Annotated in this window: 25 protein-coding genes and 1 other RNA gene; 15 read left to right on the top strand and 11 right to left on the bottom strand. The window is 63.6% G+C overall.

Features of this window, described 5'->3' with window-relative positions; translation table 11 throughout:
* The first annotated feature begins 147 nt into the window (after positions 1-147).
* Positions 148-759 carry a glutathione S-transferase family protein gene (locus LY284_RS10750; protein WP_014190426.1) on the top strand — a complete coding sequence of 204 codons (612 nt, stop codon included), beginning with the start codon at positions 148-150 and terminating at the stop codon, positions 757-759.
* Positions 760-772: 13 nt separating this feature from the next.
* On the opposite strand, the gene LY284_RS10755 is transcribed toward LY284_RS10750, so the two are convergent.
* The 4 genes from LY284_RS10755 to LY284_RS10770 all read right to left on the bottom strand — a co-directional run bounded on the left by LY284_RS10755 (position 773) and on the right by LY284_RS10770 (position 4,415).
* Positions 773-1,807: an alpha/beta hydrolase gene (locus LY284_RS10755; RefSeq protein WP_041730127.1), complete on the bottom strand. Its 1,035-nt coding sequence runs from the start codon at positions 1,805-1,807 to the stop codon at positions 773-775.
* A gap of 281 nt (positions 1,808-2,088) precedes the next feature.
* On the bottom strand, positions 2,089-2,646 hold the full coding sequence (locus LY284_RS10760; protein ID WP_014190424.1) for a TetR/AcrR family transcriptional regulator: 558 nt from the start codon (positions 2,644-2,646) through the stop codon (positions 2,089-2,091).
* A gap of 142 nt (positions 2,647-2,788) precedes the next feature.
* Positions 2,789-3,919: a tRNA 2-thiouridine(34) synthase MnmA gene (mnmA, locus tag LY284_RS10765; protein WP_014190423.1), complete on the bottom strand. Its 1,131-nt coding sequence runs from the start codon at positions 3,917-3,919 to the stop codon at positions 2,789-2,791.
* Positions 3,920-3,932: 13 nt separating this feature from the next.
* Entirely contained in the window at positions 3,933-4,415 is a 483-nt protein-coding gene (locus LY284_RS10770; protein WP_233385947.1) for an NUDIX hydrolase, read from the bottom strand.
* A gap of 224 nt (positions 4,416-4,639) precedes the next feature.
* Here LY284_RS10770 and LY284_RS10775 point away from each other — a divergent pair, with 224 nt between their 5' ends.
* From LY284_RS10775 to ruvB, 12 genes are all read left to right on the top strand, one after another.
* The gene (locus tag LY284_RS10775; protein ID WP_014190421.1) at positions 4,640-5,785 is read left to right on the top strand and encodes a Re/Si-specific NAD(P)(+) transhydrogenase subunit alpha; all 1,146 of its coding nucleotides are present in this window, start codon (positions 4,640-4,642) and stop codon (positions 5,783-5,785) included.
* Positions 5,786-5,798: 13 nt separating this feature from the next.
* Complete coding sequence (locus LY284_RS10780; protein ID WP_014190420.1) at positions 5,799-6,119, top strand: NAD(P) transhydrogenase subunit alpha; 321 nt, start codon at positions 5,799-5,801, stop codon at positions 6,117-6,119.
* Positions 6,120-7,562, top strand: coding sequence for an NAD(P)(+) transhydrogenase (Re/Si-specific) subunit beta (locus tag LY284_RS10785; protein WP_014190419.1), 1,443 nt, complete (start codon positions 6,120-6,122; stop codon positions 7,560-7,562). It begins immediately after the preceding gene.
* A 125-nt stretch (positions 7,563-7,687) separates the two neighbouring features.
* On the top strand, positions 7,688-8,992 hold the full coding sequence (locus tag LY284_RS10790) for a class I SAM-dependent RNA methyltransferase (RefSeq protein ID WP_014190418.1): 1,305 nt from the start codon (positions 7,688-7,690) through the stop codon (positions 8,990-8,992).
* A 169-nt stretch (positions 8,993-9,161) separates the two neighbouring features.
* Complete coding sequence (locus LY284_RS10795) at positions 9,162-10,559, top strand: aminopeptidase P N-terminal domain-containing protein (protein WP_041730909.1); 1,398 nt, start codon at positions 9,162-9,164, stop codon at positions 10,557-10,559.
* A gap of 2 nt (positions 10,560-10,561) precedes the next feature.
* Entirely contained in the window at positions 10,562-11,752 is a 1,191-nt protein-coding gene (locus LY284_RS10800; protein WP_014190416.1) for a UbiH/UbiF/VisC/COQ6 family ubiquinone biosynthesis hydroxylase, read from the top strand.
* 222 nt (positions 11,753-11,974) lie between these two features.
* Complete coding sequence (dusB, locus tag LY284_RS10805) at positions 11,975-13,069, top strand: tRNA dihydrouridine synthase DusB (protein WP_233385961.1); 1,095 nt, start codon at positions 11,975-11,977, stop codon at positions 13,067-13,069.
* Positions 13,066-13,299: a Fis family transcriptional regulator gene (locus tag LY284_RS10810; protein ID WP_008351548.1), complete on the top strand. Its 234-nt coding sequence runs from the start codon at positions 13,066-13,068 to the stop codon at positions 13,297-13,299. Before dusB ends, LY284_RS10810 begins: the two co-directional genes overlap by 4 nt.
* Positions 13,300-13,363: 64 nt before the next feature.
* The gene (gene purH / locus LY284_RS10815) at positions 13,364-14,929 is read left to right on the top strand and encodes a bifunctional phosphoribosylaminoimidazolecarboxamide formyltransferase/IMP cyclohydrolase (RefSeq protein ID WP_014190414.1); all 1,566 of its coding nucleotides are present in this window, start codon (positions 13,364-13,366) and stop codon (positions 14,927-14,929) included.
* An 89-nt stretch (positions 14,930-15,018) separates the two neighbouring features.
* Positions 15,019-15,561: a crossover junction endodeoxyribonuclease RuvC gene (ruvC, locus tag LY284_RS10820; protein ID WP_014190413.1), complete on the top strand. Its 543-nt coding sequence runs from the start codon at positions 15,019-15,021 to the stop codon at positions 15,559-15,561.
* A gap of 21 nt (positions 15,562-15,582) precedes the next feature.
* Positions 15,583-16,164: a Holliday junction branch migration protein RuvA gene (ruvA, locus tag LY284_RS10825; protein WP_014190412.1), complete on the top strand. Its 582-nt coding sequence runs from the start codon at positions 15,583-15,585 to the stop codon at positions 16,162-16,164.
* A gap of 56 nt (positions 16,165-16,220) precedes the next feature.
* The gene (gene ruvB, locus LY284_RS10830; RefSeq protein ID WP_041730125.1) at positions 16,221-17,282 is read left to right on the top strand and encodes a Holliday junction branch migration DNA helicase RuvB; all 1,062 of its coding nucleotides are present in this window, start codon (positions 16,221-16,223) and stop codon (positions 17,280-17,282) included.
* Here the strand turns inward: ruvB and LY284_RS10835 are convergent.
* Genes LY284_RS10835 through tyrS form a run of 3 tightly spaced genes read right to left on the bottom strand, consistent with a single transcriptional unit; the run spans position 17,279 to position 19,613 of the window.
* Positions 17,279-17,929, bottom strand: coding sequence for a histidine phosphatase family protein (locus LY284_RS10835; RefSeq protein WP_233385963.1), 651 nt, complete (start codon positions 17,927-17,929; stop codon positions 17,279-17,281). The genes ruvB and LY284_RS10835 overlap by 4 nt on opposite strands.
* Entirely contained in the window at positions 17,926-18,369 is a 444-nt protein-coding gene (gene dtd, locus LY284_RS10840; RefSeq protein WP_014190409.1) for a D-aminoacyl-tRNA deacylase, read from the bottom strand. The genes LY284_RS10835 and dtd overlap by 4 nt, the downstream gene beginning before the upstream one ends.
* On the bottom strand, positions 18,366-19,613 hold the full coding sequence (gene tyrS, locus LY284_RS10845; protein WP_014190408.1) for a tyrosine--tRNA ligase: 1,248 nt from the start codon (positions 19,611-19,613) through the stop codon (positions 18,366-18,368). Before tyrS ends, dtd begins: the two co-directional genes overlap by 4 nt.
* A gap of 308 nt (positions 19,614-19,921) precedes the next feature.
* Here tyrS and LY284_RS10850 point away from each other — a divergent pair, with 308 nt between their 5' ends.
* On the top strand, positions 19,922-21,052 hold the full coding sequence (locus LY284_RS10850; protein ID WP_014190407.1) for an anhydro-N-acetylmuramic acid kinase: 1,131 nt from the start codon (positions 19,922-19,924) through the stop codon (positions 21,050-21,052).
* Between the two features lie 53 nt (positions 21,053-21,105).
* On the opposite strand, the gene erpA is transcribed toward LY284_RS10850, so the two are convergent.
* The 3 genes from erpA to rplM form a co-directional block, all read right to left on the bottom strand.
* The gene (erpA, locus tag LY284_RS10855; protein ID WP_014190406.1) at positions 21,106-21,471 is read right to left on the bottom strand and encodes an iron-sulfur cluster insertion protein ErpA; all 366 of its coding nucleotides are present in this window, start codon (positions 21,469-21,471) and stop codon (positions 21,106-21,108) included.
* 211 nt (positions 21,472-21,682) lie between these two features.
* Entirely contained in the window at positions 21,683-22,075 is a 393-nt protein-coding gene (gene rpsI, locus LY284_RS10860) for a 30S ribosomal protein S9 (protein ID WP_014190405.1), read from the bottom strand.
* A gap of 11 nt (positions 22,076-22,086) precedes the next feature.
* Positions 22,087-22,515, bottom strand: coding sequence for a 50S ribosomal protein L13 (rplM, locus tag LY284_RS10865; protein WP_041730123.1), 429 nt, complete (start codon positions 22,513-22,515; stop codon positions 22,087-22,089).
* A gap of 581 nt (positions 22,516-23,096) precedes the next feature.
* On the opposite strand from rplM, the gene LY284_RS10870 reads away from it, so the two are divergent.
* Positions 23,097-23,519 carry an OsmC family protein gene (locus LY284_RS10870; protein WP_014190403.1) on the top strand — a complete coding sequence of 141 codons (423 nt, stop codon included), beginning with the start codon at positions 23,097-23,099 and terminating at the stop codon, positions 23,517-23,519.
* A 67-nt stretch (positions 23,520-23,586) separates the two neighbouring features.
* Here LY284_RS10870 and rnpB read toward each other — a convergent pair.
* Positions 23,587-23,999: RNase P RNA component class A (gene rnpB / locus LY284_RS10875), an RNA gene on the bottom strand.
* Between the last annotated feature and the right edge of the window lie 9 nt (positions 24,000-24,008).

The raw sequence follows: 24,008 nt of genomic DNA on the forward strand, positions 1-24,008 counted from the left end.
GCCGCGCCCTGCAGCGCGCCGGGCGCGTCGTCGCATGTTGTGGGCAGGCGACATTGTCGTCCGCCGCTATCTCTAAATTGCCGATGGTTCGAGCGCGCCCGGTTAAGATCGTCGTCGCCCGCATTCCGGATCAACAGCGAAGAATAGATGATGAAACTGATCGGTTCGCACCCCAGCCCATTCGTCCGCAAGGTGCGGATCGTCATGGCGGAAAAGAAGATCGATTGCGAACTGGTGCTCGAAGACGTCTGGGCATCCGATTCGAAGATCCACGACTACAACCCGCTCGGCAAGGTGCCCTGCCTCATTCTGGACGACGGCGAAGCGGTGTTCGATTCGCGCGTCATCTGCGAGTACGTGGACACGCTCACGCCGGTCGGCAAGCTTTTGCCGCAGGAGCGGCGCGAGCGCACCGAAGTGCGTTGCTGGGAAGCGCTCGCCGACGGCATGCTCGACGCCGCCGTGCTGATCCGGCTCGAAGGCGTGGTGCGTGAAGAGGCGCAGCGCAGCGAAAAGTGGACGGCGCGGCAGCAGCGCAAGGTGGAAGACGGCCTGCGCGCGATGGCGCGCGGCCTCGGCTCGAAGCAATGGTGCTCGGCGAACCGCTTCACGCTCGCGGACATCGCGTGCGGCTGCGCGCTCGGCTATCTCGATTTCCGGATGCCGGACCTGAACTGGCGCGACGCGCATCCGAACCTCGACAAATACTTCGCGCGCATCTCGCAGCGCCCGTCGTTCATCGACACCGCGCCCGTCTAAAGGCGCGCTGCCTTTACTTCTGAAGCGCGGCTCGCAGCGTCGCGTTCGCCTGACCGATGGCCGCGCGCGTGGCGGGCGTGTCGGCCAGCGCGTTGAGCATCACGAAGTCGTGGATCGTGCCGTTGTAACGCACCGACGTGACCGGCACGCCTGCCTGCGTCAGCTTGCGGGCATAGGCTTCGCCTTCGTCGCGCAGCACGTCGTTTTCATCGGTGATGACGAGCGCGGGCGGCAATCCCTTCAGTTCATCGATGCTCGCGCGCAGCGGCGATGCCGTGATCTTCTCGCGGTCGGCTTCGTTCGGCGCGTAGGCGTCCCAGAACCACTTCATCGCGTCGCGCGTGAGCCACGGCCCGTTCGCGAAACGGGTGTACGAGCCGTCGTCGAAGCTCGCGTCCGTCACCGGATAGAAGAGCACTTGCGCGCGCAATGCCGGGCCGCCGCGCTTCTTCGCGAGCAGCGTGACCGCCGCCGTCATGTTGCCGCCGACGCTATCGCCCGCAACAGCCATGCGCGACGCATCGACGCCGAATTCGCGTGCGTGATCCGCGACGTAGCGCGTCGCCGCGTACGCCTCTTCGATCGGCACGGGATATTTCGTCTCCGGCGAACGGTCGTAATCGACGAACACGACGGCCGCCTGCGCGCCATTCGCGATTTCGCGCACGAGCCGGTCATGCGTGTTCTTGTCGCCGAGCACCCAGCCGCCGCCGTGGAAATACATGACGACGGGCAGCGCGCCCTTCGCGTGCTCGGGCCGCACGATGCGCAGCGCGATCTTGCCGGTCGGTCCTGCGTCGATCACGCGATCCTCGATCTTCGCGGCTTGCTTCTTTACCGGCTGCGCTTGCGCGCCGGCGAGCACGTTGCGCGCATCGGCGGGCGAGAGCGTGTAGATCGGCGGCAGGTTTTTCGCGGCAAGGGCGTCGATGAACCGCTGCGTCGCGGGCTCCAAAACCGGCGCGGCGGATTGCGCGTGCGCTGCAGGCTGCGCCCACACGGCGGTTGCGACAGCGGCGGCGATGACAGCGGCTTTGAGTTCTTTCATTGATGCACTCCTTCCTTTTGAGTTGTCGAAAACGCAAACTGCATGACCAATTACATCTACTACTAGATAGATAACCGAACGCATGTCGAACATATGACGTACGACCTTTGGCGCTTCTTTCGTGGACAGAAAGCCCGTTTAAGCCCGCAAAAGCGCACAGAGGCGCAAAAATTCGATCAAGGCAATGTCGGTCGCCAAAATCTATCTACCTGAAGATAGTTTTTCAAACGACAATTCACGCGATTTTCACAAGGTTATCCACAGGCTTACCTACCGCTTATCTACCGGCGGACGGCATTCGCGACTTCTTCCAGCCGCGCACGCGTCTGAAACAGCCGGCAAGCAAGCAGGCTTCCCTGAAACGCGGCGTACAACGTGCGCGCCGCCGCCTCGGGATTGCCGCCGGCCACGAGCGTGTCCTGCGCCTCGCCTTCCGCGAGCACTTTCGCCAGCCAGTTCTCGTTCGCCTTGTAGAAAGACTGCACCGCGTGCCGCACCTTCTCCGGCAACGACTCGATGTCCGCCGCGAGCATCCCGCACAGGCAAATCTGATTGCCCCCGCCGATGATCCGCCCGAACAGCTTCGCGTAACGATCGAGCTTCTTGTCCGCCGGGGCCGAACTGTCGATGGCGTAGATCGATGACATGACATCGGCGCTGTAGGCGTTCACCGCTTCGAGCGCGAGGTCTTCCTTGGTCGGAAAGTAATAGTGGATGCTCGACGTCTTCACCCCGACCAGTTCGGACAAGTCGCGGTAGCTGAACCCGTTGTAGCCGCGCGTCATCAAGAGCGTCTGAGCATGATCCAGCAGCGCTTCGCGTACGGTGTTGCGGTCCATTTCGGTCATTGCCCCTGCGTTCGATGTGCTTAATTTATCTATCACTAGATAGACGGTCAAGCACTTGTATCAAAATAGTTTTTATCGAATCGATAGGAAAATGCAAAACGCCCTGACCAGAGCCAGGGCGCATGATCCGACGTCAGCGCGCGGCGGAAAGTACTGCTGCGTCCGCCTGCTCGCGGCCCGCCGATGCATGCTCGATGATGCCGCCGCCCAGACACACGTCGCCCTGATACAGCACCGCGGATTGCCCCGGCGTCACGGCCCACTGCGCGTCGTCGAATTGGAGCGCGAAGCGGCCGTCGTCGGCATTCGCGAAGCGGCATGCGGCATCCTGCTGCCGATAACGCGTCTTCGCACCGCACGCCGCGCCCTCTTCCGGCGCGAAGCCCGCGACCCAGCTCGTGTTGCCCGCGACGAGCGTCGGCGACAGCAGCCACGGGTGATCGTGCCCCTGCACGACGTAAAGCGTATTCGTCGCCGTGTCCTTGCCCGCAACGAACCACGGCTCGCCGCTGCCATCCTTCGCGCCGCCGATGCCGATGCCCTTGCGCTGCCCGAACGTATAGAACGCCAGTCCAATATGCTCGCCGACGATCTTGCCTTCCGCCGTCTTCATCGGGCCGGGCTTGGTCGGGAGATAGCGGTTCAGGAATTCGCGGAACGGCCGTTCGCCGATGAAGCAAATGCCCGTCGAATCTTTCTTCTTGGCGTTCGGCAGGCCGATCTGCGCGGCAATTTCACGCACCTTCGTCTTCGGAATCTCGCCCAGCGGGAAGAGCGTCTTCGAGAGTTGCGCCTGATTCAGCCGATGCAGGAAGTACGACTGATCCTTGGTCGAATCGGTGGCCTTGAGTAGCTGGAAAAGCCCGTTCTGCTCGCGCACGCGCGCGTAATGACCGGTCGCGATGGTTTCCGCGCCGAGCGACATCGCGTGGTCGAGGAACGCCTTGAACTTGATTTCGGCGTTGCAGAGCACGTCGGGATTGGGCGTGCGGCCCGCCGAATACTCGCGCAGGAATTCCGCGAACACGCGGTCTTTATATTCGGCGGCGAAGTTGACCGCCTCGACGTCGATGCCGAGCAGGTCGGCGACCGAAACGACGTCGATCCAGTCTTGCCGCGTCGAGCAATATTCGCCGTCGTCGTCGTCTTCCCAGTTCTTCATGAAGAGGCCGACCACGTCGTAGCCCTGCTCCTTCAGAAGCCATGCCGTCACCGACGAATCCACGCCGCCCGACATGCCCACCACTACTCTTCGCTTGCTCATAGGAACGAACGCCTCAGTTCCGCACTATCGGCGCGACCGAATGCGTATGAATGAAATCGAGCGGCACGCGCCGCCCGGATAAATAATCGTCGACACACTTCATCACGAGCGGTGTCCGGTGCCGGTCCGACGACGCCCGCAATTCGTCCGCGGTGAGCCACATCGCGCGCACGATGCCGTCATCGAGCGAACGGCCGGACTCTTCTCCCGACGACCTGCCGCAGAACGTGAACCGCAGATACGTGACATCGCCGCCCGGCCGCGCGAAGTGCGTCATATAGGCGCCGACGAGCGCTTCCGGTTCGAAGCGATGCGCGGTTTCTTCGAGCGTCTCGCGGACCACGGCTTCGACGAGCGTTTCGCCCGCTTCGAGATGACCGGCCGGTTGGTTGATTTGCAGCCCTGCCGAGGTGTGCTCCTCGATGACGAGAAAACGGCCGTCCCGCTCGATGATGGCAGCCACCGTAACGTGGGGGGCCCAAGTATCTGATTTCATGGTCAGATATTTTACCGTCCTCGCTCAGTTCCCGCGCAGCCGCCCTAAGGGTTAGCGCCGAGTGTGGGCAAAACGGAACGAGTGCCGGATCGGATTCTTGCGCGCGCATTCTTCGGTTACAGTTGCGATAGCCGTAAGTTCCAGCATTTGAAATATAAAACTCAGCCTTAAGCCTTCCTAAGCCATGCCCGGTGACGAAGGCAACAAAGACAGGAGATTTGAAGATGCATATTGGAGTGCCTGCTGAAACGCGGGCGAACGAGGCGCGTGTCGCCGCCACGCCCGAAACGGTCAAAAAGCTCGTCACGCAAGGACATCGCGTTTCTGTCCAGAGCGGAGCGGGCTTGCCGGCAAGCTATATCGACGATGCGTTCGCTCAGGCGGGCGCGGATCTCGTCGATGCCGCCACGGCCTTTTCCGCCGAAATCGTCCTCAAGGTGCAATCGCCGAGCGAAACTGAACTGGCGTTGCTCAAGCCGGGCGCCGTGCTCATCGGCATGCTCGATCCCTTCAACACCGAGAACACCGCGCGACTCGCATCCGCAAACGTGACCGCGTTCGCGCTCGAAGCCGCACCGCGCACGACGCGCGCGCAAAGTCTTGACGTGCTCTCGTCGCAGGCCAACATCGCCGGTTATAAAGCCGTGCTGATGGCCTGCCAGTACTACCAGCGCTTCATGCCCATGCTGATGACCGCCGCCGGCACCGTGAAAGCGGCGCGTGTGCTCGTGCTCGGTGCGGGCGTCGCGGGCCTGCAGGCGATTGCGACGGCCAAGCGTCTCGGCGCGGTCGTCGAAGCGTCCGACGTGCGTCCGGCCGTGAAGGAGCAGATCGAATCGCTTGGCGGGAAGTTCGTGGACGTGCCGTTCGAAACCGATGAGGAACGCGAAGCGGCGGAAGGCGTCGGCGGCTACGCGCGCCCGATGCCGCCAAGCTGGCTCGCGCGGCAGTCGGCGCAGGTGCACGAACGTGCGAAGGCGGCGGATATCGTCATCTCGACCGCGCTGATTCCGGGCCGTCCCGCGCCGACGCTCATCTCCGTCGAAACGGTGAAGCACATGAAGCCGGGCAGCGTGATCGTCGATCTCGCCGCCGGACGCGGCCCCGAGTTCGAGGGCAAGAAAGGCGGCAACTGCCCGCTCACCGAAGTCGATACGGTGGTGATGAAGCATGGCGTGCATATCGTCGGCCACACGAATCTCGCTTCGATGGTCGGCGCCGATGCCTCCGCGCTCTACGCCCGCAATCTCCTGGACTTCCTGAAGCTGATTCTGACGAAGGAAGGCACGCTCAACATCGATCTCGCGGACGACATCGTCGCGGCCACGCTCCAGTGCCGCGACGGTCAAGTGGCGCGCGCCACCGCCTAACACGGAGACGCACATGGATGTCATCAATCACACGGTGATCAACCTCATCATCTTCGTGCTGGCCATTTACGTGGGCTATCACGTGGTGTGGAACGTCACGCCCGCGCTGCACACGCCGCTCATGGCCGTGACCAACGCGATTTCGGCGATCGTGATCGTCGGCGCGATGCTCGCGGTCGGCCTGACGGTCGGCGCGGCGGGCAAGTTCTTCGGCACGCTCGCCGTGCTGCTCGCGGCGGTGAACGTGTTCGGCGGCTTTCTCGTCACACGGCGAATGCTCGAGATGTTCAAGAAGAAAGAGCCCAAGAAGATCACGAGCAAGGAGGGCACGTAAATGAGCCTTAACGTCGTTACTCTCCTGTATCTCGTCGCCTCGGTGTGCTTCATCCAGGCGTTGAAGGGCTTGTCCAATCCGAAGACCGCGCGCATCGGCAATACGTTCGGCATGGCGGGCATGGCGATCGCCATTCTCACCACGCTCGCGCTGATCGTGAAGCAGGCTGCGTTTCTCGAAGCGAATCTGGCGCTCGGGCTGTCGCTGCTGTTCGTCGCGCTGATCGTCGGCGGCGGCGCGGGCGCGTATATCGCGGCGAAAGTCGAGATGACGAAGATGCCCGAACTGGTCGCGGCGATGCACTCGCTGATTGGTCTTGCGGCGGTGTGTATCGCGTATGGCGTGGTGGCGGAGCCGGCCGCGTTCGGGCTTGCGCCGCTCGGCGAGCCGATTCCGTACGGCAATCGCGTCGAGTTGTTCATCGGCACGTTCGTCGGCGCGATCACGTTCTCAGGCTCGGTCATCGCGTTCGGGAAACTGTCGGGCAAGTACAAGTTCCGGCTGTTTCAGGGCGCGCCGGTCGTGTACTCGGGGCAGCATCTGATCAACCTGCTGCTGGCCGTCGCGATGGTCGGCTTCGGCGTGATCTTCATGGTCACCGAATCGTGGCTGCCGTTCATCATCATGACGATCATCGCGTTTTTGCTCGGCGTGCTGATCATCATTCCGATCGGCGGCGCGGACATGCCGGTGGTCGTGTCGATGCTGAACTCGTACTCGGGCTGGGCGGCGGCGGGCATCGGCTTCTCGCTGAACAATCCGATGCTGATCATTGCGGGCTCGCTGGTGGGTTCGTCGGGTGCGATTCTGTCGTACATCATGTGCAAGGCGATGAACCGGTCGTTCTTCAACGTGATTCTCGGCGGCTTCGGTGGCGAGGCCGGTGGTGCGACGACAGGCGGATCGGCGGAGCAGCGTCCCGTCAAATCCGGTTCCGCCGATGACGCCGCGTTCATGCTCGGCAATGCGGAAAGCGTGGTGATCGTGCCAGGCTACGGCCTTGCGGTCGCGCGCGCGCAGCATGCGCTGAAGGAGCTGACGGACAAGCTCGTCGAGAAAGGCATCGATGTGCGGTACGCGATTCACCCCGTCGCGGGGCGCATGCCGGGGCACATGAACGTGCTGCTCGCCGAAGCCGAAGTGCCGTACGAGATGGTTCAGGAGATGGAGGACATCAACAGCGAGTTCGGCCAGACGGACGTGGTGCTGGTGCTCGGCGCGAACGACGTGGTGAACCCCGCCGCGAAGACCGATCCGAAATCGCCGATCGCGGGTATGCCGATTCTGGAGGCGTACAAGGCGCGGACCATCATCGTGAACAAGCGGTCGATGGCGGCAGGCTATGCCGGTCTCGACAACGAACTGTTCTATATGGACAAGACGATGATGGTGTTCGGCGACGCGAAGAAGGTGGTGGAGGAGATGATGAAGGCGGTGGAGTGACGATCATGGCGTAGCCGCGATCGAAGTCGTCGAAAAGTCAGCGCCAGCCTGCTCTCACAGAGGCTGGCGCTTTCGTTTTGACCACCCCGCGTACAATACCGCCTTTGAACGTCAGAAAGCACCACATGTCCTCCCCTCTCTTCGACTGGTTTGTCCCCTGCCCGCGCGGTCTCGAAGCCCCGCTCGCCGCCGAGCTCGCGGAGATCGGTGAACGGCATGTGGCCGGCGCGCCGCTGTCGGGTGGCGGGTCGCTCGCCGTCGGCGCGCAAGTGCCCGGTGGCGTGCATTTCCGGGGCGGCTGGGTTGCGGGCATGGCGGTGAATCTGCATTCGCGCATCGCGAGCCGCGTGCTTCTTAAAGTCGCGCAAGGCCCGTATCGCAACGAGCACGACATCTACGAACTCACGCATCGGCAGCGCTGGGAGCAATGGTTCACGCCGAGCCAGACGATGCGCGTCGATCTCACCGCGATCAAATCGCCGGTGAAGAGTCTCGAATTCACGACGCTGCGCGTGAAAGACGCCGTCTGCGACCGTCTGCGCGACGTGGCCGGCGCGCGTCCGAGCATCGACACCGCGCAGCCCGACGTGCGCGTGTTCGCGTTCCTTACGATGAACGAGTGCACGCTCTATCTCGACACCTCCGGCGAGCCGCTTTTCAAGCGCGGCTGGCGCATGGACAAAGGCGCCGCGCCGCTGCGGGAAAATCTCGCCGCGGGCATTCTGCGCCTCACCGGCTGGACGCCCGGCACGCCGCTTTTCGATCCGATGTGCGGCAGCGGCACCTTCCTCGCCGAAGCGGCTCAAACGGCGCTCGACATCGCGCCCGGGAGCGAGCGGCGCTTCGGCTTCGAGAAGCTCAAGCCTTTCCACCCCGGCATGTGGCAGAAGCTCAAGACGGCCGCGCTCGAACGACGCCGCGCCGCACGCGCCGCGCAAACCGAACTGAATATCTTCGGCAGCGACATTTCCGGCGACATGCTGGAAAAAGCGCGCGCGAATTTGAACCGCGCGGGCGTGTCCGGCCTGTCGCTCAAGCAGGTGGACGCCCGCAACATGGTGCCGCCGACCGATGCGCCCGGCATTCTGATCGCGAATCCCCCGTACGGCGAGCGGATCGAAGTGCGCGGACGCGGCCCGCGCGGTGAAATCCGCGACACGCCGCGCTCCCGCCGCGAGGACGACGACGCCTTCGCCCGCGCGCAACCCGATCCCGCCGACACGGAGTTCTTCGTCAACTTCGGCAACGCGCTCAAGCAGCGCTTTCCGGGCTGGCGCGCCTATGTGCTCACCTCCGACCGCAAGCTGCCGGGCATGCTGCGCCTGCGCGAATCGACGAAAACGCCGCTCTTCAACGGCGCGCTCGAATGCCGCCTGTTCCGCTTCGACCTGATCGCGGGCAGCGTGCGCAACCGCCCCGCCGACGAATAAGCGCCCCTTCGAAACGAGTATGCAGCGGCGGCGCGCCTGACGCCATTCGGCCAAATGGCATAAGCAAATTGCACGAATCGCAGCCGTTACGGCGTCGCCCGTTCATGTGTTTCGGCCTATGCCGAACGGCCGAGTGTCGGCGCGTGAAAGCCGGCGCTACAATCGGCGCATGAACTCACCGACCGAACTCGCCAGTCCCATCGCCGTCGATATCTACCGCGCGCGTCGCGAGCGCGTGCTCGCCGCGCTGCGTGCGCAAGGCGGCGGCGTCGCCATCGTGCCGACCGCGCCGGAAGTCATGCGCAATCGCGACACGGACTACCCCTTCCGTCACGACAGCTACTTCTACTATCTGACGGGCTTCAACGAACCCGAGGCAACGCTCGTGCTGAACGCGAGCGCTCAACACGGCGAGCCCGCATCGCTGCTGTTTTGCCGCGAGAAGAACGCGGAGCGCGAGACGTGGGAAGGTTTTCGCTTCGGCCCGGACGCCGCGCGCGACGCCTTCGGTTTCGATGCCGCCTTGCCCATCACCGCGCTCGACGAGGAAGTCCCGCGCCTGATCACCGACAAGCCCGCGCTGCATTACGCGCTCGGCACCTCGGCGGAACTGGATGCGCAAGTGCGCGGCTGGCTCGCCGCCGTGCGCGCGCAGAGCCGTAGCGGCGTGCGCGCGCCCGCCCGCGCGGAAAATCTGCTGCCGATTCTCGACGAAATGCGCCTCGTGAAAGACGCGCATGAAATCGCGATCATGCGCCGCGCCGCTTCGATTTCCGCCGAAGCGCACCGCCGCGCGATGCGCGCCTGCCGCCCCGGCATGCGCGAGTTCGAGATCGAAGCCGAACTGCTGTACACCTTCCGCCGCCACGGTGCGCAGGCGCCGGCGTACGGCTCGATCGTCGCGGCGGGCGCGAACGCCTGCGTGCTGCACTATCCGGCGGGCAACGCGGTCGCGCGTGACGGCGATCTGATTCTCATCGACGCAGCGTGCGAGCTCGACGGCTACGCGTCCGACATCACGCGCACGTTTCCTGCGAGCGGCCGCTTCACGCCTGCCCAGCGCGAGCTTTACGACATCGTGCTTGCCGCGCAGGCCGCGGCGGTCGAGGCGACACGCCCCGGCGTCAGCTTCGACGCGCCGCATCAGGCCGCGCTGAAAGTGCTGTCGCAAGGTTTGCTCGACACCGGCATTCTCGACAAGTCGAAGTTCGGCAGCGTCGACGACGTTCTCGCGCAACGCGCCTACGCGCGCTTCTACATGCATCGCACGGGCCACTGGATCGGCATGGACGTGCATGACGCGGGCGAGTATCGCGACGCCGAAGGCCCGCTCGACGAACAAGGCGCGCGGCCCTGGCGCACGCTCGTGCCCGGCATGGCGCTCACCGTCGAGCCGGGACTCTATGTGCGCGCCGCCGAGGACGTGCCGGAACGGTACTGGGATATCGGCATCCGCATCGAGGACGACGCCGTCGTCACGGAAAACGGTTGTGAGCTGCTGACACGCGAAGTGCCCGTCGCCGCCGACGAAATCGAAGCGCTGATGCGCGAAACGAACGCAAACTGACCATGAACGACGTTCAAGGCGCCGAGGCGCACTTCGACTACGACATCGCCATCGTCGGTGCGGGGCCGGTCGGGCTCGCGCTGGCCGGATGGCTCGCACGGCGCAGCGCGACCTCGCGGCTGTCGATCGCGCTCATCGACGCGCGCACGCCCGAATCGGCCGCGAACGATCCGCGCGCGCTCGCACTGTCGCACGGCAGCCGCGTGATGCTCCAGCCGCTCGTCTTCCCCGCCGACGCCACGCCCATCCGCCGCATCCACGTTTCGCAGCGCGGACACTTTGGCCGCACGCTGATCGAGCACGACGAACACGAGTTGCCCGAGCTGGGTTATGTCGTGCGCTACGGCTCGCTGGTCGGCGCGCTCGCCGAGGCCGTGCGCGCGACCCGCATCGACTGGCTCACCGATACTTCCGCGCTTGCCCCGCTGCAGGATAACGACGGCGTCACGTTGCCGCTGCAATCGGCAGCCGGCGAGCGCGCGATCCGCGTGAAGGTGCTGGTGAATGCGGAAGGCGGCCTGTATCAAAAAGACGAGTCAGCCGACGATCGCCGCGCGCGCGATTACGGCCAGACGGCCATCGTCGGGACAGTGAGCGTCTCCGATCCGCGCGCCAACGTCGCGTGGGAACGCTTCACGAACCAAGGACCGATCGCGCTGCTGCCGTGCGGCGGCCAGCGCCACGCCGACTATTCGCTCGTCTGGTGCTGCTCGCCCGAAGAAGCCGCGCGCCGCACGCAACTCGACGACGACACGTTCCTCGCCGAACTCGGCGCCGCCTTCGGCACGCGCATGGGGCGCTTCACGCGCATCGCGGGGCGCGCCGCCTTTCCGCTCGGGCTGAGCGCGCTCGATGTGCTCGTCGACCGGCGCACGGTGGCGATCGGCAATGCCGCGCAGACGCTGCATCCGGTCGCGGGACAGGGCCTGAACCTCGGCCTGCGCGACGCGCTCGCGCTCACCGACGCCCTTTCCGCCGACGGCGCCCGTCCGCTCGCGCTGGCGCGCTTCGCTCAACGCCGCGCGCTGGACCGGCGTCTGACGATCGGCGCCACCGACACGCTCGCGCGCATTTTCACGGTCGATTTCCCGCCGTTCGCCGCGATGCGCGGCCTCGCGCTGACCGCGCTCGAATTCCTGCCGCCGGTAAAAACGGCGCTCGCCCGCCAGATGATGTTCGGCCAGCGGCGTTGAGCCGGCACGGCTAGCACGAAAAAAGGGCAATCGTCTGCGCTGAAGTCAGGAACTTATCCTCTATGAACGCGCGTTCTTTCATAGAAGATTTAAAGACTTGCATGAGATTGCTCTTAATTTCAGCAGCCTATTCGCGCTAAAATAAGCGTTTCCCTTTCAGCAATGTTGCATCCGCCGGACGCGGCGTCACCGCGTGACGACCGAGCGGATCCTTTAGCCTTCATGCCCACCATCGGTTCACACGTCCTGCGCAATAACCTGTTCGTCGCCCCGATGGCAGGCGTCACCGACCGCCCGTTCCGGCAACTGTGCAAACGCATGGGCGCGGGCTACGCGGTGTCGGAGATGGTCGCGTCGAACGCGCAGCTCTGGAAAAGCGAGAAGACCATGCGCCGCGCGAACCACGCGGGCGAGGTCGAGCCGATTTCGGTGCAGATCGCCGGCGCCGACCCGCAGATGCTCGCGCAGGCCGCACGCCACAACGTGGCGAACGGCGCGCAGATCATCGATATCAATATGGGCTGCCCGGCCAAGAAGGTGTGCAATGTCGCGGCGGGGTCCGCGCTGCTTCAGAACGAACCGCTCGTCGCGCAGATCGTGACGGCGGTGGTGCAGGCGGTCGGCGTCGGGCCGGACGCCGTGCCCGTCACGCTCAAGATTCGCACGGGGTGGAACCGCGAGAACAAGAACGCGCTCACCATCGCCAGGATCGCCGAGGACGCCGGCATTGCCATGCTCACCGTCCACGGCCGCACGCGCGCCGATCTCTACAAGGGCGACGCGGAGTATGAAACCATCGCGTCCGTGAAGGCTGCGGTGAAAATTCCCGTCGTCGCGAACGGCGACATCACCACGCCCGAAAAAGCGCGCGACGTGCTCGCCGCCACGCACGCCGACGCCATCATGATCGGCCGCGCGGCACAGGGCCGTCCGTGGCTGTTCCGCGAGATCGACTATTTTCTGCAGACGGGCGAGCGCCTGCCGCCGCCGCGCATCGACGAGATCCAGCAGGTGATGAACGAGCACCTGGAAGATCACTACGCCTTTTACGGGGAATTCACGGGCGTTCGGACTGCGCGCAAGCACATCGGCTGGTACACTCGCGGCCTTTCCGGCGCCAACACCTTCCGGCACCGGATGAATACGCTGGACACGACCAAAGAACAATTGCTCGCTGTCAACGAATTCTTTGACGCACAAAAGGCGTCGTCGGACCGTCTCGTCTACGTGGACGAATGCGGTGACGCCGAAGATGCGGACGGGGAAGAATCGTGTGGCGGGCACAACAATACGACAGACCGACTGATTGCCGCATGAGCAGACATAACATCGAACAATGCGTCCGCCAGAGCCTCGACAACTACTTTCAGGACCTGGACGGCTCCAACCCGCACGACGTGTACGACATGGTGATTTCGTGCGTGGAAAAACCGATGCTCGAAGTCGTGCTCGAGCAGGCGGGCGGAAATCAATCGCTCGCGGCCGAGTATCTCGGCATCAACCGCAACACGCTACGCAAGAAGCTTCAGCAGCACGGATTGATTTGATTCATCGGACTGAGGCGAGCGCCTTGGTCCGGCCTGGTTTCCCTTTTCGGTTTCAGTGTTCATCATGATCAAGCAAGCGCTCCTCTCCGTTTCCGACAAATCCGGCATCGTCGATTTCGCCAAATCGCTGTCGGCGCTCGGCGTCAAGCTCCTTTCGACCGGCGGCACGGCGAAACTGCTCGCCGACGCAGGCCTGCCCGTGACCGAAGTCGCCGACTACACCGGCTTTCCGGAAATGCTCGACGGGCGCGTGAAGACACTGCATCCCAAGGTTCATGGCGGCATTCTCGCGCGCCGCGACTTGCCCGAGCACGTGGCAGCGCTCGAAGAGCACGACATTCCGACCATCGACTTGCTGGTCGTGAATCTGTATCCGTTCGTGCAGACGGTCGCAAAGGAAGAAAGCTCGCTGGAAGACGCGATCGAGAACATCGATATCGGCGGGCCGACCATGCTGCGCTCGGCGGCGAAGAATCATCGCGACGTGACGGTGATCGTCGATCCGGCCGATTACGCCACCGTGCTCGACGAAATGCGCGCGAACAGCAATAGCGTCGGCTACACGACGAAATTCCGGCTCGCAACGAAAGTCTTCGCGCATACCGCGCAGTACGACGGCGCGATCACGAACTATCTGACGAGCCTGACCGAGGCGCTTCAGCACTCGGACCGCAACACGTATCCGGCCACGTTCAATCTGGCGTTCGAGAAGGTGCAGGACCTGCGCTACGGCGAGAACCCGCATCAGAGCGCGGCGTTCTACCGCGACGTGTCGGTGCCCGCCGGCGCGCTCGCCAATTACGAACAGTTGCAGGGCAAGGAACTGTCGTACAACAACATCGCCGATTCGGACGCCGCGTGGGAATGCGTGAAGACGTTCGACGCGCCCGCGTGCGTCATCATCAAGCACGCGAATCCGTGCGGCGTGGCGCTCGGCGCCAATTCGCTCGAAGCGTACTCGAAGGCCTTCCAGACCGATCCGACTTCGGCGTTCGGCGGCATCATCGCGTTCAATCGCGAAGTGGACGAAGCCGCGGCGCAGGCCGTCGCGAAACAGTTCGTCGAAGTGCTGATCGCGCCGGCGTTCAGCGTTGAGGCGCGCGCCGTGTTCGCGGCAAAGCAGAACGTGCGCCTCCTGCAAATCGCGCTCGGCGACGGGCACAACACGTTCGACCTGAAGCGCGTCGGCGGCGGTCTGCTGGTGCAATCGCTCGATGCGAAGAACGTGCAGCCGCACGAACTGCGCGTCGTGACCAAGCGCCATCCGACGCCGAAGGAAATGGACGATCTGATGTTCGCGTGGCGCGTGGCGAAGTTCGTGAAGTCGAACGCCATCGTGTTCTGCGCGAACGGCATGACGATGGGCGTCGGCGCGGGCCAGATGAGCCGCGTGGACTCGGCGCGCATCGCGGGCATCAAGGCGCAGAACGCCGGTCTGACGCTGAACGGCTCGGCCGTGGCTTCGGATGCGTTCTTCCCGTTCCGCGACGGCCTCGATGTCGTCGTGAACGCGGGCGCGACGTGCGTGATCCAGCCGGGCGGCTCGATGCGCGACGACGAAGTGGTCGCCGCCGCCGACGAGCACAACATCGCCATGATCTTCACCGGCACACGTCACTTCCGTCATTAATTCGCGTATTTCCAGATAACATGGGCCTGTTTGCGCTGAGCACGGCGCAAACAGGCCTTATGTTTTGAACCAGCGTAAAACGCGAACGAATGAGAATACTAGGCATCGATCCCGGCCTGCGCGTGACCGGCTTCGGCATCATCGAGAAGCACGGGCACACGCTCCATTACGTGACGAGCGGCGTCATCAAGACATCGGACGCCGATCTGCCGTCGCGTCTCAACACGATTTTCAGCGGCATTTCCACGCTCGTCGCGCAGCACAATCCGGATCAGGCCGCGATCGAAAAAGTCTTCGTCAACGTCAATCCGCAATCGACCCTGCTGCTCGGGCAGGCGCGCGGCGCCGCGATCTGCGGGCTCGTCGCGAGCGGCGTGCCGGTTGCCGAGTACACGGCGCTGCAACTGAAGCAGGCGGTCGTCGGCTATGGACGCGCGACCAAGGAACAGATGCAGCAGATGGTCGTGCGGCTCCTGAACCTGTCCGGCGTGCCAGGCACCGACGCCGCCGACGCGCTCGGCATGGCGATCTGTCACGCGCACGGCGGCACGGGGCTCGCGGCGCTCGGCGGCATCGCGCCGTCGCTGGCGAAGAAGGGCTTGCGCGTGCGGCGCGGGCGTCTCATCGGTTAACACTTCTCTTAAGCTCGAACTATGATCGGTCGCATTGCCGGCGTTCTGCTGGAAAAAAATCCGCCGCATCTGCTCGTCGACTGCAACGGCGTCGGCTACGAAATCGACGTGCCGATGAGCACGTTCTACAACCTGCCGAACGCCGGCGAGAAAGTCGTGCTGCTCACGCAGTTGATCGTGCGCGAGGACGCGCATCTGCTGTATGGCTTTCTCACGGCGCAGGAGCGCTCGACGTTCCGCGAGTTGCTGAAGATCAGCGGCATTGGCGCGCGCATGGCGCTGGCCGTGCTCTCGGGCATGAGCGTGCACGAACTCTCGCAAACGGTCACGACGCAGGATGCCGCGCGCCTCACGCGCGTGCCGGGCATCGGCAAGAAGACGGCGGAGCGCCTGTTGCTCGAACTGAAAGGCAAGCTCGGCGCGGATCTCGGCGCGATCGCCGCGACGGTTTCGCAGTCGGATCACGCGTCGGATATTCTCAATGCGCTGCTCGCGCTCGGCTATTCCGAGAAGGAAGCGCTCGCCGCGATCAAGAACGTGCCTTCGGGAACGGGCGTGTCGGAAGGCATCAAGATGGCGTTGAAGGCGCTGTCGAAAGGGTGACGGCCTAGGCCATCCGGCCAGCTTCGCCGCGCAAAAGCTCGCTGTACAATCGACCCATGATCGAAACCGACAAACTCGCCGCCGAACGCGTCATCTCGGCCACGCCCGTCTCGCCGAACGAGGAAGCGTTCGAACGGGCGCTGCGTCCACACAAGCTCGACGAATACATCGGGCAGGAAAAGGCGCGCGGCCAGCTCGAAATCTTCATCGAGGCGGCGAAGCGCCGTTCCGAAGCGCTCGATCATGTGTTGCTGTTCGGGCCGCCGGGTCTCGGCAAGACGACGCTCGCGCACATCATCGCGCGGGAAATGGGCGTGAATCTGCGGCAGACGTCGGGGCCGGTGCTGGAGCGCGCGGGCGACCTCGCCGCGCTGCTCACCAATCTCGAAGCGAACGACGTGCTGTTCATCGACGAGATTCACCGGCTTTCGCCGGTGGTCGAGGAAATCCTGTACCCGGCACTCGAGGATTATCAGATCGACATCATGATCGGCGAAGGGCCGGCCGCGCGCAGCGTGAAGCTCGATCTTCAGCCGTTCACGCTCGTCGGCGCGACCACGCGCGCGGGCATGCTGACGAATCCGCTGCGCGACCGCTTCGGCATCGTGTCGCGGCTGGAGTTTTATAACGCAAGTGAGTTGGCGCGCATCGTCGCGCGGTCGGCGTCGCTGTTGAAGGCGGATATCGTCAACGAGGGCGCGCTGGAAATCGCGAAGCGTTCACGCGGCACGCCGCGTATCGCGAACCGGCTGCTGCGGCGCGTGCGCGACTACGCCGAAGTGAAGGCGGACGGCATGATCACCGCCGACGTCGCCGATAAAGCGCTGAAGATGCTCGACGTCGATCCCGTCGGCTTCGACCTGATGGACCGCAAGCTGCTCGAAGCGATTCTGCACAAGTTCGACGGCGGGCCGGTCGGCGTGGACAATCTCGCCGCGGCCATCGGCGAAGAGCGCGATACGATCGAAGACGTGCTCGAACCGTATCTGATCCAGCAAGGCTTTTTGCAGCGCACGCCGCGCGGGCGCGTCGCGACCATGCTCACCTATCGGCACTTCGGCCTCGCCGCGCCGGACGCGGGGCCCATCCGCGATCTCTGGGATACCAACAAGGGCTAGGCGCGCTTGCGCAGATTGTCGTCGTCGGTATCGGTTGAAAGATGCGCGATATCGCCCCACGACACGACCGCCGCGCCGCCGTCCGCATAGTCCACTACGTTGACGCTGCAATTGAGGAGCGGCCAGTTGCGCGGCTCCTGCAGCGAAAGCCGCTTCGCGAATCGATACACGCAGTCGAGCACGCCGCCGTGCGCTACGACTGCGATGCGGCCGTCCGGATGCGCTGCGACGATCGGTTCCATCGCATGCACGATGCGGTGATAGAACACGCGCTGCGATTCGCCGTCGCCTGGCGGCGCGAAACCGGAGTCGCGCGTCTGCCATTCGATGTATTCGGCGGGAAACTTGTCGTTGATCTCGTCGCTGTCGTGGCCCTGAAACGCGCCATAGAAGCGCTCGCGCAGGCTTTCCGACAGACGCAATTTAAGACCGAGGGCATCCGCGAAAGGCCGCGCCGTCTGCTGCGCGCGTTGCAGGTCGCTGGAATAGACCGCATCGATCCGCCCTTCGCGCGCGAGCCGCTGACCGAGCTGTTCCGCCTGCAGCAAGCCATGCGCGGACAAAGGAATGTCGATGTGCCCTTGAATGCGCTTGATGGCGTTCCAGCCGGTTTCGCCGTGGCGGATGAAGAGAACCTGAGTCGTCATGGTCGCACCTGAAGCCAGAAAGTCACCGGCCCGTCGTTGACGAGCGACACCTGCATTTCCGCGCCGAATTCGCCGGTCTCGACGATCGGATGCTTCGCGCGCGCTTGCTGGACGAAGTAATCGAAGAGCCGTTTGCCTTCGTCCGGCGGCGCGGCGGGCGTGAAACTCGGGCGCAGGCCGCTGTTGGTGTCGGCGGCGAGCGTGAATTGCGAGACGAGCAGCAAACCGCCGCCGGTGCTCTGCACCGAGAGATTCATCTTGCCCGCTGTGTCGCTGAACACGCGGTAGGCGAGCACTTTGGCGAGGAGCTTGTCGGCGGCGGCTTCGTTGTCGTCGCGTTCGGCGCAGACGAGCGCAAGCAGGCCCGCGTCGATTGCGCCGGTCACGCGTTCGCCTACGCGCACATCGGCGCGCTTCACGCGTTGAATCAGCGCGATCATGCCGTTAACGTCACGCGCGCGAAGCGGCGCTTGCCCACCTGCACGATGAACTCGCCCGCTTCGATCTTCAACGCCTTGTCGGAAACGGTCGCGCCGTCGATCTTCACGCCGCCCTGCTCGATGTTGCGCAGTGCTTCGCTCGTCGACGGCACGAGGCCCGCCTGCTTGAGCAACTGGCCGATCGCAAGCGGCGCGCCGGCGAGCGTCACCGAGGGAATGTCGTCCGGCACGCCGCCCTTCGCGCGATGGTTGAAGTCGTCGAGCGCGCGCTCCGCGTCCGCGGACGAATGGAAGCGCGCGACGATTTCCTGCGCGAGCATCACCTTGAAGTCGCGCGGATTGCGTCCGCCTTCGGCTTCGCTCTTGTAGCGTTCGATCTCGCTCATCGGACGGAACGACAGCAGTTCGAAATAACGCCACATGAGCGTGTCCGAAATGCTCATCAGCTTGCCGAACATCTCGGTCGGCTTCTCGCTGATGCCGACGTAGTTGTGCTTCGACTTCGACATCTTCTCGACGCCGTCGAGGCCTTCGAGCAGCGGCATCGTCAGAATGCACTGCTGCTCCTGGCCGTACTGCTTCTGCAATTCACGGCCGACGAGCAGGTTGAACTTCTGGTCCGTGCCGCCGAGTTCGAGGTCCGAATTCAGCGCGACGGAGTCGTAACCCTGCATCAGCGGATACAGGAATTCGTGGATCGAGATCGGCACGCCGCCCTGAAAGCGCTTGGTGAAATCCTCGCGCTCGAGAATGCGTGCGACCGTATAGCGCGACGCGAGCTTGATCATGCCGTCGGCGCCGAGGGGCATCGACCATTCGCTGTTGTAGCGAATCTCGGTTTTTTCGCGATCGAGCACGAGCGACGCCTGCTCGAAATACGTCTTCGCGTTCATTTCGATCTGTTCGCGCGTGAGCGGCGGGCGCGTCGCGTTGCGGCCGGACGGATCGCCGATCAGCGACGTGAAATCGCCGATCAGAAAAATGACGTGATGGCCGAGGTCCTGCAACTGGCGCATCTTGTTCAGCACGACCGTATGGCCGATGTGGATATCGGGCGCGGTCGGATCCAGACCGAGCTTGATGCGCAGCGGCTTGCCCGTGGCGGCGCTCCTCGCGAGCTTCTGCGCGAATTCGTCTTCGATCAGCAGTTCGTCGCAGCCGCGTTTGGCGATGGCGAGCGCGCTCTTCACGTCGTCGGTGATCGGGAAGCGCTGCGCGGCGGAGGCGTTGGAATCAGTGGTCATGCTTGCGGCTTGTGAAGTCAAAAGGGTTCGATGACTGGCGAGGTGGCGGCAGGCGCCGTGCCGGAAGGAAGGCCGCTCAGTCGAGCGGCGCGCGCCGAAAATCGCGCGCAATTGCTTGTTCAGGCTGAGGATTTTACGCGATGACGCGCCTGTTCGCGCCGTTTTGCGCTGTGTTAGCGCGCCACCCATCCCGTGCACCGCTGGAAATTCTTAACGATTCGATCCTTAACGCGGATAATCGCCGCTTGAGCGAAAACCGGCGGCACCGCATCGAAGAGGAGAGCAGCGTGGGAAAGAAAACCGAAGCATTGGAAACCGGCAAGTGGGACGGCGTGTACTTCGGTTTGATGTCCGGCACCAGCATGGACGGCGTCGATGGCGTCGCAGTCCAGTTCGCGACCGGCAAACCGCCTGTCGTGCTCGGCGAGGCGCACGTGTCCTTCTCGAAAGGCCTGCGCGATGCGCTCTTCGAGCTGCAATCGCCCGGCGAGAACGAAATCGAGCGCGAAGCCCTCGCCGCCAATGCGCTCGCGACGCGCTACGCCGTCTGCTGTCACGAATTGCAGAGCATGAGCGGCTATTCGGCGTCGAAAGTGCGCGCGATCGGCGTGCACGGGCAAACGGTGCGGCATCGGCCGGAAAAGGGCTACACGCGGCAGATCAACAACCCCGCGCTGCTCGCGGAAATGACCAGCATCGACGTGGTCGCGGATTTCCGCAGCCGCGATGTCGCCGCGGGCGGCCAGGGCGCGCCGCTCGTGCCGGCGTTTCATGCGACGGTGTTCGGCGCGCCGAACGAGACGCGCGTTCTGTGCAATCTGGGCGGCATCAGCAACATCACGATTCTGGCGGCGAGCGGCGAAGTGCGCGGCTTCGATTGCGGCCCGGCGAACGCGCTCATCGATGAATGGGCTTTGCGTCACACGCAGCGCGCCTATGACGATGGCGGACAGTTAGCGGCGCAAGGCCGGATCAGCCAGCCGCTTCTGAACGCCTTGCTCGACGAACCGTTCTTCGATCTTGCGCCGCCGAAGAGCACGGGCCGCGATCTGTTCAATCCGGCGTGGATGGACGCGAAGCTCGCGGCCTTCGCGGGCCTCGATCCCGCCGATGTCCAGGCGACGCTCACCGCGCTCACCGCGATGACGGTCGCCCGCGAAATCGCGCGCCACGCGTCCGACACGCGCGCCGTGTACGTGTGCGGCGGCGGCGCGCGCAATCCGGTGCTGCTGCAGATGCTGCAGCAGGCGCTCGAAGACAATGCGGTGCCGGGCGTGCCCGTCATGACGACCGAAGCGCTCGGCGTGCCGCCGCAGCAGGTCGAAGCGCTCGCTTTCGCGTGGCTTGCGATGCGCTGCGTCGCGCGCGAGCCGGGCAATCTGCCCGCGGTGACGGGCGCAGCGGGCGCGCGCGTGCTCGGTGCGATCTACCCGCGGTAAACAAAAAACGGAGCCACCGAGGCTCCGCTTTCTACTGCGCCAAAAACGCGCGCTTAAACCGAGAACGACGAACCGCAACCGCAGGTGGTCGTGGCGTTCGGATTCTTGATGACGAACTGGGCGCCGTTGAGGTCGTCCTTATAGTCGATCTCCGCGCCGACGAGGTACTGGTAGCTCATCGAATCGACGAGCAGTTGCACGCCCGCCTTGTCCATCACGGTGTCGTCTTCGTTGACTTCCTCGTCAAACGTGAAACCGTACTGGAAACCCGAGCATCCGCCGCCCTGCACGAACACGCGCAGCTTCAGATCCGGATTGCCTTCTTCGTCGATCAATTGCTTGACCTTGTCCGCGGCCGCGTCGGTGAAGACGAACGGCATCGGCATTTCGGTCGTGGGGGTGTCGCTGACAGCGCTCATTCGAATTCTCCAATTAAGCTTCTTACCGCTATTGTAGGGCTGATCTCAATATCGTGCCGAATGTCCATGGAATCAATGGGCTATATGAAAATTCGACATCGTTCAGCCAGCGCGCGCCAAAGCGAAAAAGCCGCCGGCACAGAGTGCGGGCGGCTTTTGCGGCAGTTTCGCTCCGATCCGGCAGACCAGCCCAGAGCGATGCCCCAAGCGCTTAACGCTTCGAGAACTGCTTCCGGCGGCGTGCCTTGTGGAAACCGACCTTCTTACGTTCCACTTCACGCGCGTCACGCGTCACGAAGCCAGCGTTCGACAGTTGCGACTTGAGCGTTGCGTCGTAGTCCATCAGCGCGCGGGTGATGCCGTGGCGAACCGCGCCTGCCTGACCCGTTTCACCGCCGCCCGACACGTTGACCTTGATGTCGAACGTGGTGCCGTGGTTCGTGAGTTCCAGCGGCTGACGCACGATCATCAGCGACGTTTCACGCGAGAAGTAGTCGGCGATGGGCTTGCCGTTGACGACGATCTCGCCCTTGCCCGACTTGATGAAGACACGAGCGACCGCGCTCTTGCGGCGGCCCGTACCGTAGTTCCAGTTACCGATCATGTGGGCTCCCCTTAGATCTCGAGCGACTTCGGCTGTTGCGCCGAGTGCGGATGCGTAGCTTCGGCGTAGACCTTCAGCTTCTTGATCATCGCGTAGCCGAGCGGACCCTTCGGAAGCATGCCCTTGACAGCCTTCTCGAGCGCACGGCCCGGGAAGCGCTCTTGCATCTTGCCGAACGTCGTTTCGTAGATGCCGCCCGGGTAGCCCGAGTGACGATAGTACTTCTTGTCCGTGGTCTTGTTGCCCGTGACCTTCAGCTTGCCGGCATTGACGATGATGATGAAATCACCGGTGTCGACGTGCGGAGTAAATTCAGGCTTGTGCTTGCCGCGAAGACGGCGTGCCACTTCGCTGGCGACACGGCCGAGAACCTTATCCGTCGCGTCAATCACGTACCATTCGCGCGTCACCTCTTCGGCTTTTGCGGAAAACGTCTTCATGATCGATCCAAAAAATTGAATTGCCCTTGAACTGATTTGAACGCTGCTCGGCCCTGCTTATATGGACGCCAGGATTCGTGAATCCGGCGCTTGCAGGCTCTCACAGGCCTCCCTCCGCGGGCGTAGGGCGAAGAGAACTTTGAATTATAAAGGGATTTCTGCTATCGCGTCAAAGATTTGATGTCGCGCGGCGCATGGACGAAAAAAAGCCCGGGCAGCTGTGGCTCGGGCTTAATCCACCAAGGAGGAGGTGGAGGAGACAGAGACGAGTATAGGCACGGTCATGCTGCGAAGCAAGAAGATTTGCATGGTGAAAATGAATTTCACTATTTGAAATTTCGACTCGATCGAAGATTCGCCCTATTTCATACGTAAATTCATACGCTTGGCCGCAACTTCCAGTCTCCGATCGCAAGCTTTCCACGTCTAGAGGATTCGCTCGAACGTCCGGTGAAGGAATCACCGCGCCGATTTTCGGTTCGTCAACCAGTGCTTGCTCGTAAGCAGCGGGAGAATCAAACGCGATGAGCCGCTACAATGGACGCCTCTGTAACGATGCGTCGAGCAGCTGGAGCCTGAGCATGGAATGCAAAGTTAGCTGGATGGGACAAGACGGCATGGCCTTCGCCGCCGAAACGGGAAGCGGCCATCTCGTGAACATGGACGGCGCGCCCGAAGGCGGCGGTCGCAATCTCGCGCCCCGCCCGATGGAAATGGTGCTGCTCGGCACCGGCGGCTGCACCGCCTACGACGTCGTGATGATCCTCAAGAAGAGCCGCCAGGAAATCCAGGGCTGCTCCGTGACGCTCAAGGCGGACCGCGCGAGCGAAGACCCGAAAGTCTTCACGAAGATCCACTTCCATTTCACGGTGACGGGCAAGAACCTGAATCCCGCGACGGTCGAACGCGCGATCAACCTGTCGCACGACAAGTACTGCTCGGCGTCGATCATGCTGGCGAAATCGGCGGAGCTCACGCACTCGTTCGAGATCGTCGAAGCGTAATGCTCGAAGCACGCGGGAAACGAAAAGAGCCGACGTCGCGAGACGCCGGCTCTTTCTTTTTGAATGACGACAAAGCGGGCCGATAAGCCGGATTTTGTGCACGCGCCGGCCGAAGCCGGACGCGCGTGGCAATCATTCCTCTAGGCGCGCCATTGCTGACGCGCTCAAGCTTCCTACCCGCAGACGAAACGGGGGCCCCGTCCTGCATCGCGAGGATGCGCGCCTGCCTATTTGGAATTGCTCCGGGTGGAGGTTACCGTGCCGGAACGTCTCGCGACGTCCGCGGTGCGCTCTTACCGCACCGTTTCACCCTTACCTGATCTCCGGACTTGCGCCCGAAGCCATCGGCGGTTTGCTTTCTGTTGCCCTGTTCCGCGTGTCGCCACGGATGGCCGTTAGCCATCACCCTGCCCTGTGGAGTCCGGACTTTCCTCGCCCTCTGCGCCGAAACGCCGAAGCCGCGATTGCCTGGCCTGCTTTGCGGCTTCG

The sequence above is a fragment of the Caballeronia sp. PC1 genome, from assembly GCF_021353155.1.
Taxonomy (GTDB): domain Bacteria; phylum Pseudomonadota; class Gammaproteobacteria; order Burkholderiales; family Burkholderiaceae; genus Caballeronia; species Caballeronia cordobensis.

Excerpts from the sequence above, each read along its gene's own strand:
- erpA (WP_014190406.1), bottom strand. The coding sequence starts at position 21,471 with ATGAGCGCTGTCAGCGACACCCCCACGACCGAAATGCCGATGCCGTTC.
- LY284_RS10750 (WP_014190426.1), top strand. The coding sequence starts at position 148 with ATGATGAAACTGATCGGTTCGCACCCCAGCCCATTCGTCCGCAAGGTG.
- LY284_RS10780 (WP_014190420.1), top strand. The coding sequence starts at position 5,799 with ATGGATGTCATCAATCACACGGTGATCAACCTCATCATCTTCGTGCTG.
- LY284_RS10790 (WP_014190418.1), top strand. The coding sequence starts at position 7,688 with ATGTCCTCCCCTCTCTTCGACTGGTTTGTCCCCTGCCCGCGCGGTCTC.
- LY284_RS10770 (WP_233385947.1), bottom strand. The coding sequence starts at position 4,415 with ATGAAATCAGATACTTGGGCCCCCCACGTTACGGTGGCTGCCATCATC.
- LY284_RS10870 (WP_014190403.1), top strand. The coding sequence starts at position 23,097 with ATGGAATGCAAAGTTAGCTGGATGGGACAAGACGGCATGGCCTTCGCC.
- rplM (WP_041730123.1), bottom strand. The coding sequence starts at position 22,515 with ATGAAGACGTTTTCCGCAAAAGCCGAAGAGGTGACGCGCGAATGGTAC.
- ruvA (WP_014190412.1), top strand. The coding sequence starts at position 15,583 with ATGATCGGTCGCATTGCCGGCGTTCTGCTGGAAAAAAATCCGCCGCAT.
- LY284_RS10810 (WP_008351548.1), top strand. The coding sequence starts at position 13,066 with ATGAGCAGACATAACATCGAACAATGCGTCCGCCAGAGCCTCGACAAC.
- LY284_RS10795 (WP_041730909.1), top strand. The coding sequence starts at position 9,162 with ATGAACTCACCGACCGAACTCGCCAGTCCCATCGCCGTCGATATCTAC.
- LY284_RS10800 (WP_014190416.1), top strand. The coding sequence starts at position 10,562 with ATGAACGACGTTCAAGGCGCCGAGGCGCACTTCGACTACGACATCGCC.
- purH (WP_014190414.1), top strand. The coding sequence starts at position 13,364 with ATGATCAAGCAAGCGCTCCTCTCCGTTTCCGACAAATCCGGCATCGTC.
- LY284_RS10760 (WP_014190424.1), bottom strand. The coding sequence starts at position 2,646 with ATGGACCGCAACACCGTACGCGAAGCGCTGCTGGATCATGCTCAGACG.
- LY284_RS10835 (WP_233385963.1), bottom strand. The coding sequence starts at position 17,929 with ATGACGACTCAGGTTCTCTTCATCCGCCACGGCGAAACCGGCTGGAAC.
- ruvC (WP_014190413.1), top strand. The coding sequence starts at position 15,019 with ATGAGAATACTAGGCATCGATCCCGGCCTGCGCGTGACCGGCTTCGGC.
- dusB (WP_233385961.1), top strand. The coding sequence starts at position 11,975 with ATGCCCACCATCGGTTCACACGTCCTGCGCAATAACCTGTTCGTCGCC.
- dtd (WP_014190409.1), bottom strand. The coding sequence starts at position 18,369 with ATGATCGCGCTGATTCAACGCGTGAAGCGCGCCGATGTGCGCGTAGGC.
- LY284_RS10785 (WP_014190419.1), top strand. The coding sequence starts at position 6,120 with ATGAGCCTTAACGTCGTTACTCTCCTGTATCTCGTCGCCTCGGTGTGC.
- LY284_RS10755 (WP_041730127.1), bottom strand. The coding sequence starts at position 1,807 with ATGAAAGAACTCAAAGCCGCTGTCATCGCCGCCGCTGTCGCAACCGCC.
- mnmA (WP_014190423.1), bottom strand. The coding sequence starts at position 3,919 with ATGAGCAAGCGAAGAGTAGTGGTGGGCATGTCGGGCGGCGTGGATTCG.
- LY284_RS10775 (WP_014190421.1), top strand. The coding sequence starts at position 4,640 with ATGCATATTGGAGTGCCTGCTGAAACGCGGGCGAACGAGGCGCGTGTC.
- rpsI (WP_014190405.1), bottom strand. The coding sequence starts at position 22,075 with ATGATCGGTAACTGGAACTACGGTACGGGCCGCCGCAAGAGCGCGGTC.
- tyrS (WP_014190408.1), bottom strand. The coding sequence starts at position 19,613 with ATGACCACTGATTCCAACGCCTCCGCCGCGCAGCGCTTCCCGATCACC.
- ruvB (WP_041730125.1), top strand. The coding sequence starts at position 16,221 with ATGATCGAAACCGACAAACTCGCCGCCGAACGCGTCATCTCGGCCACG.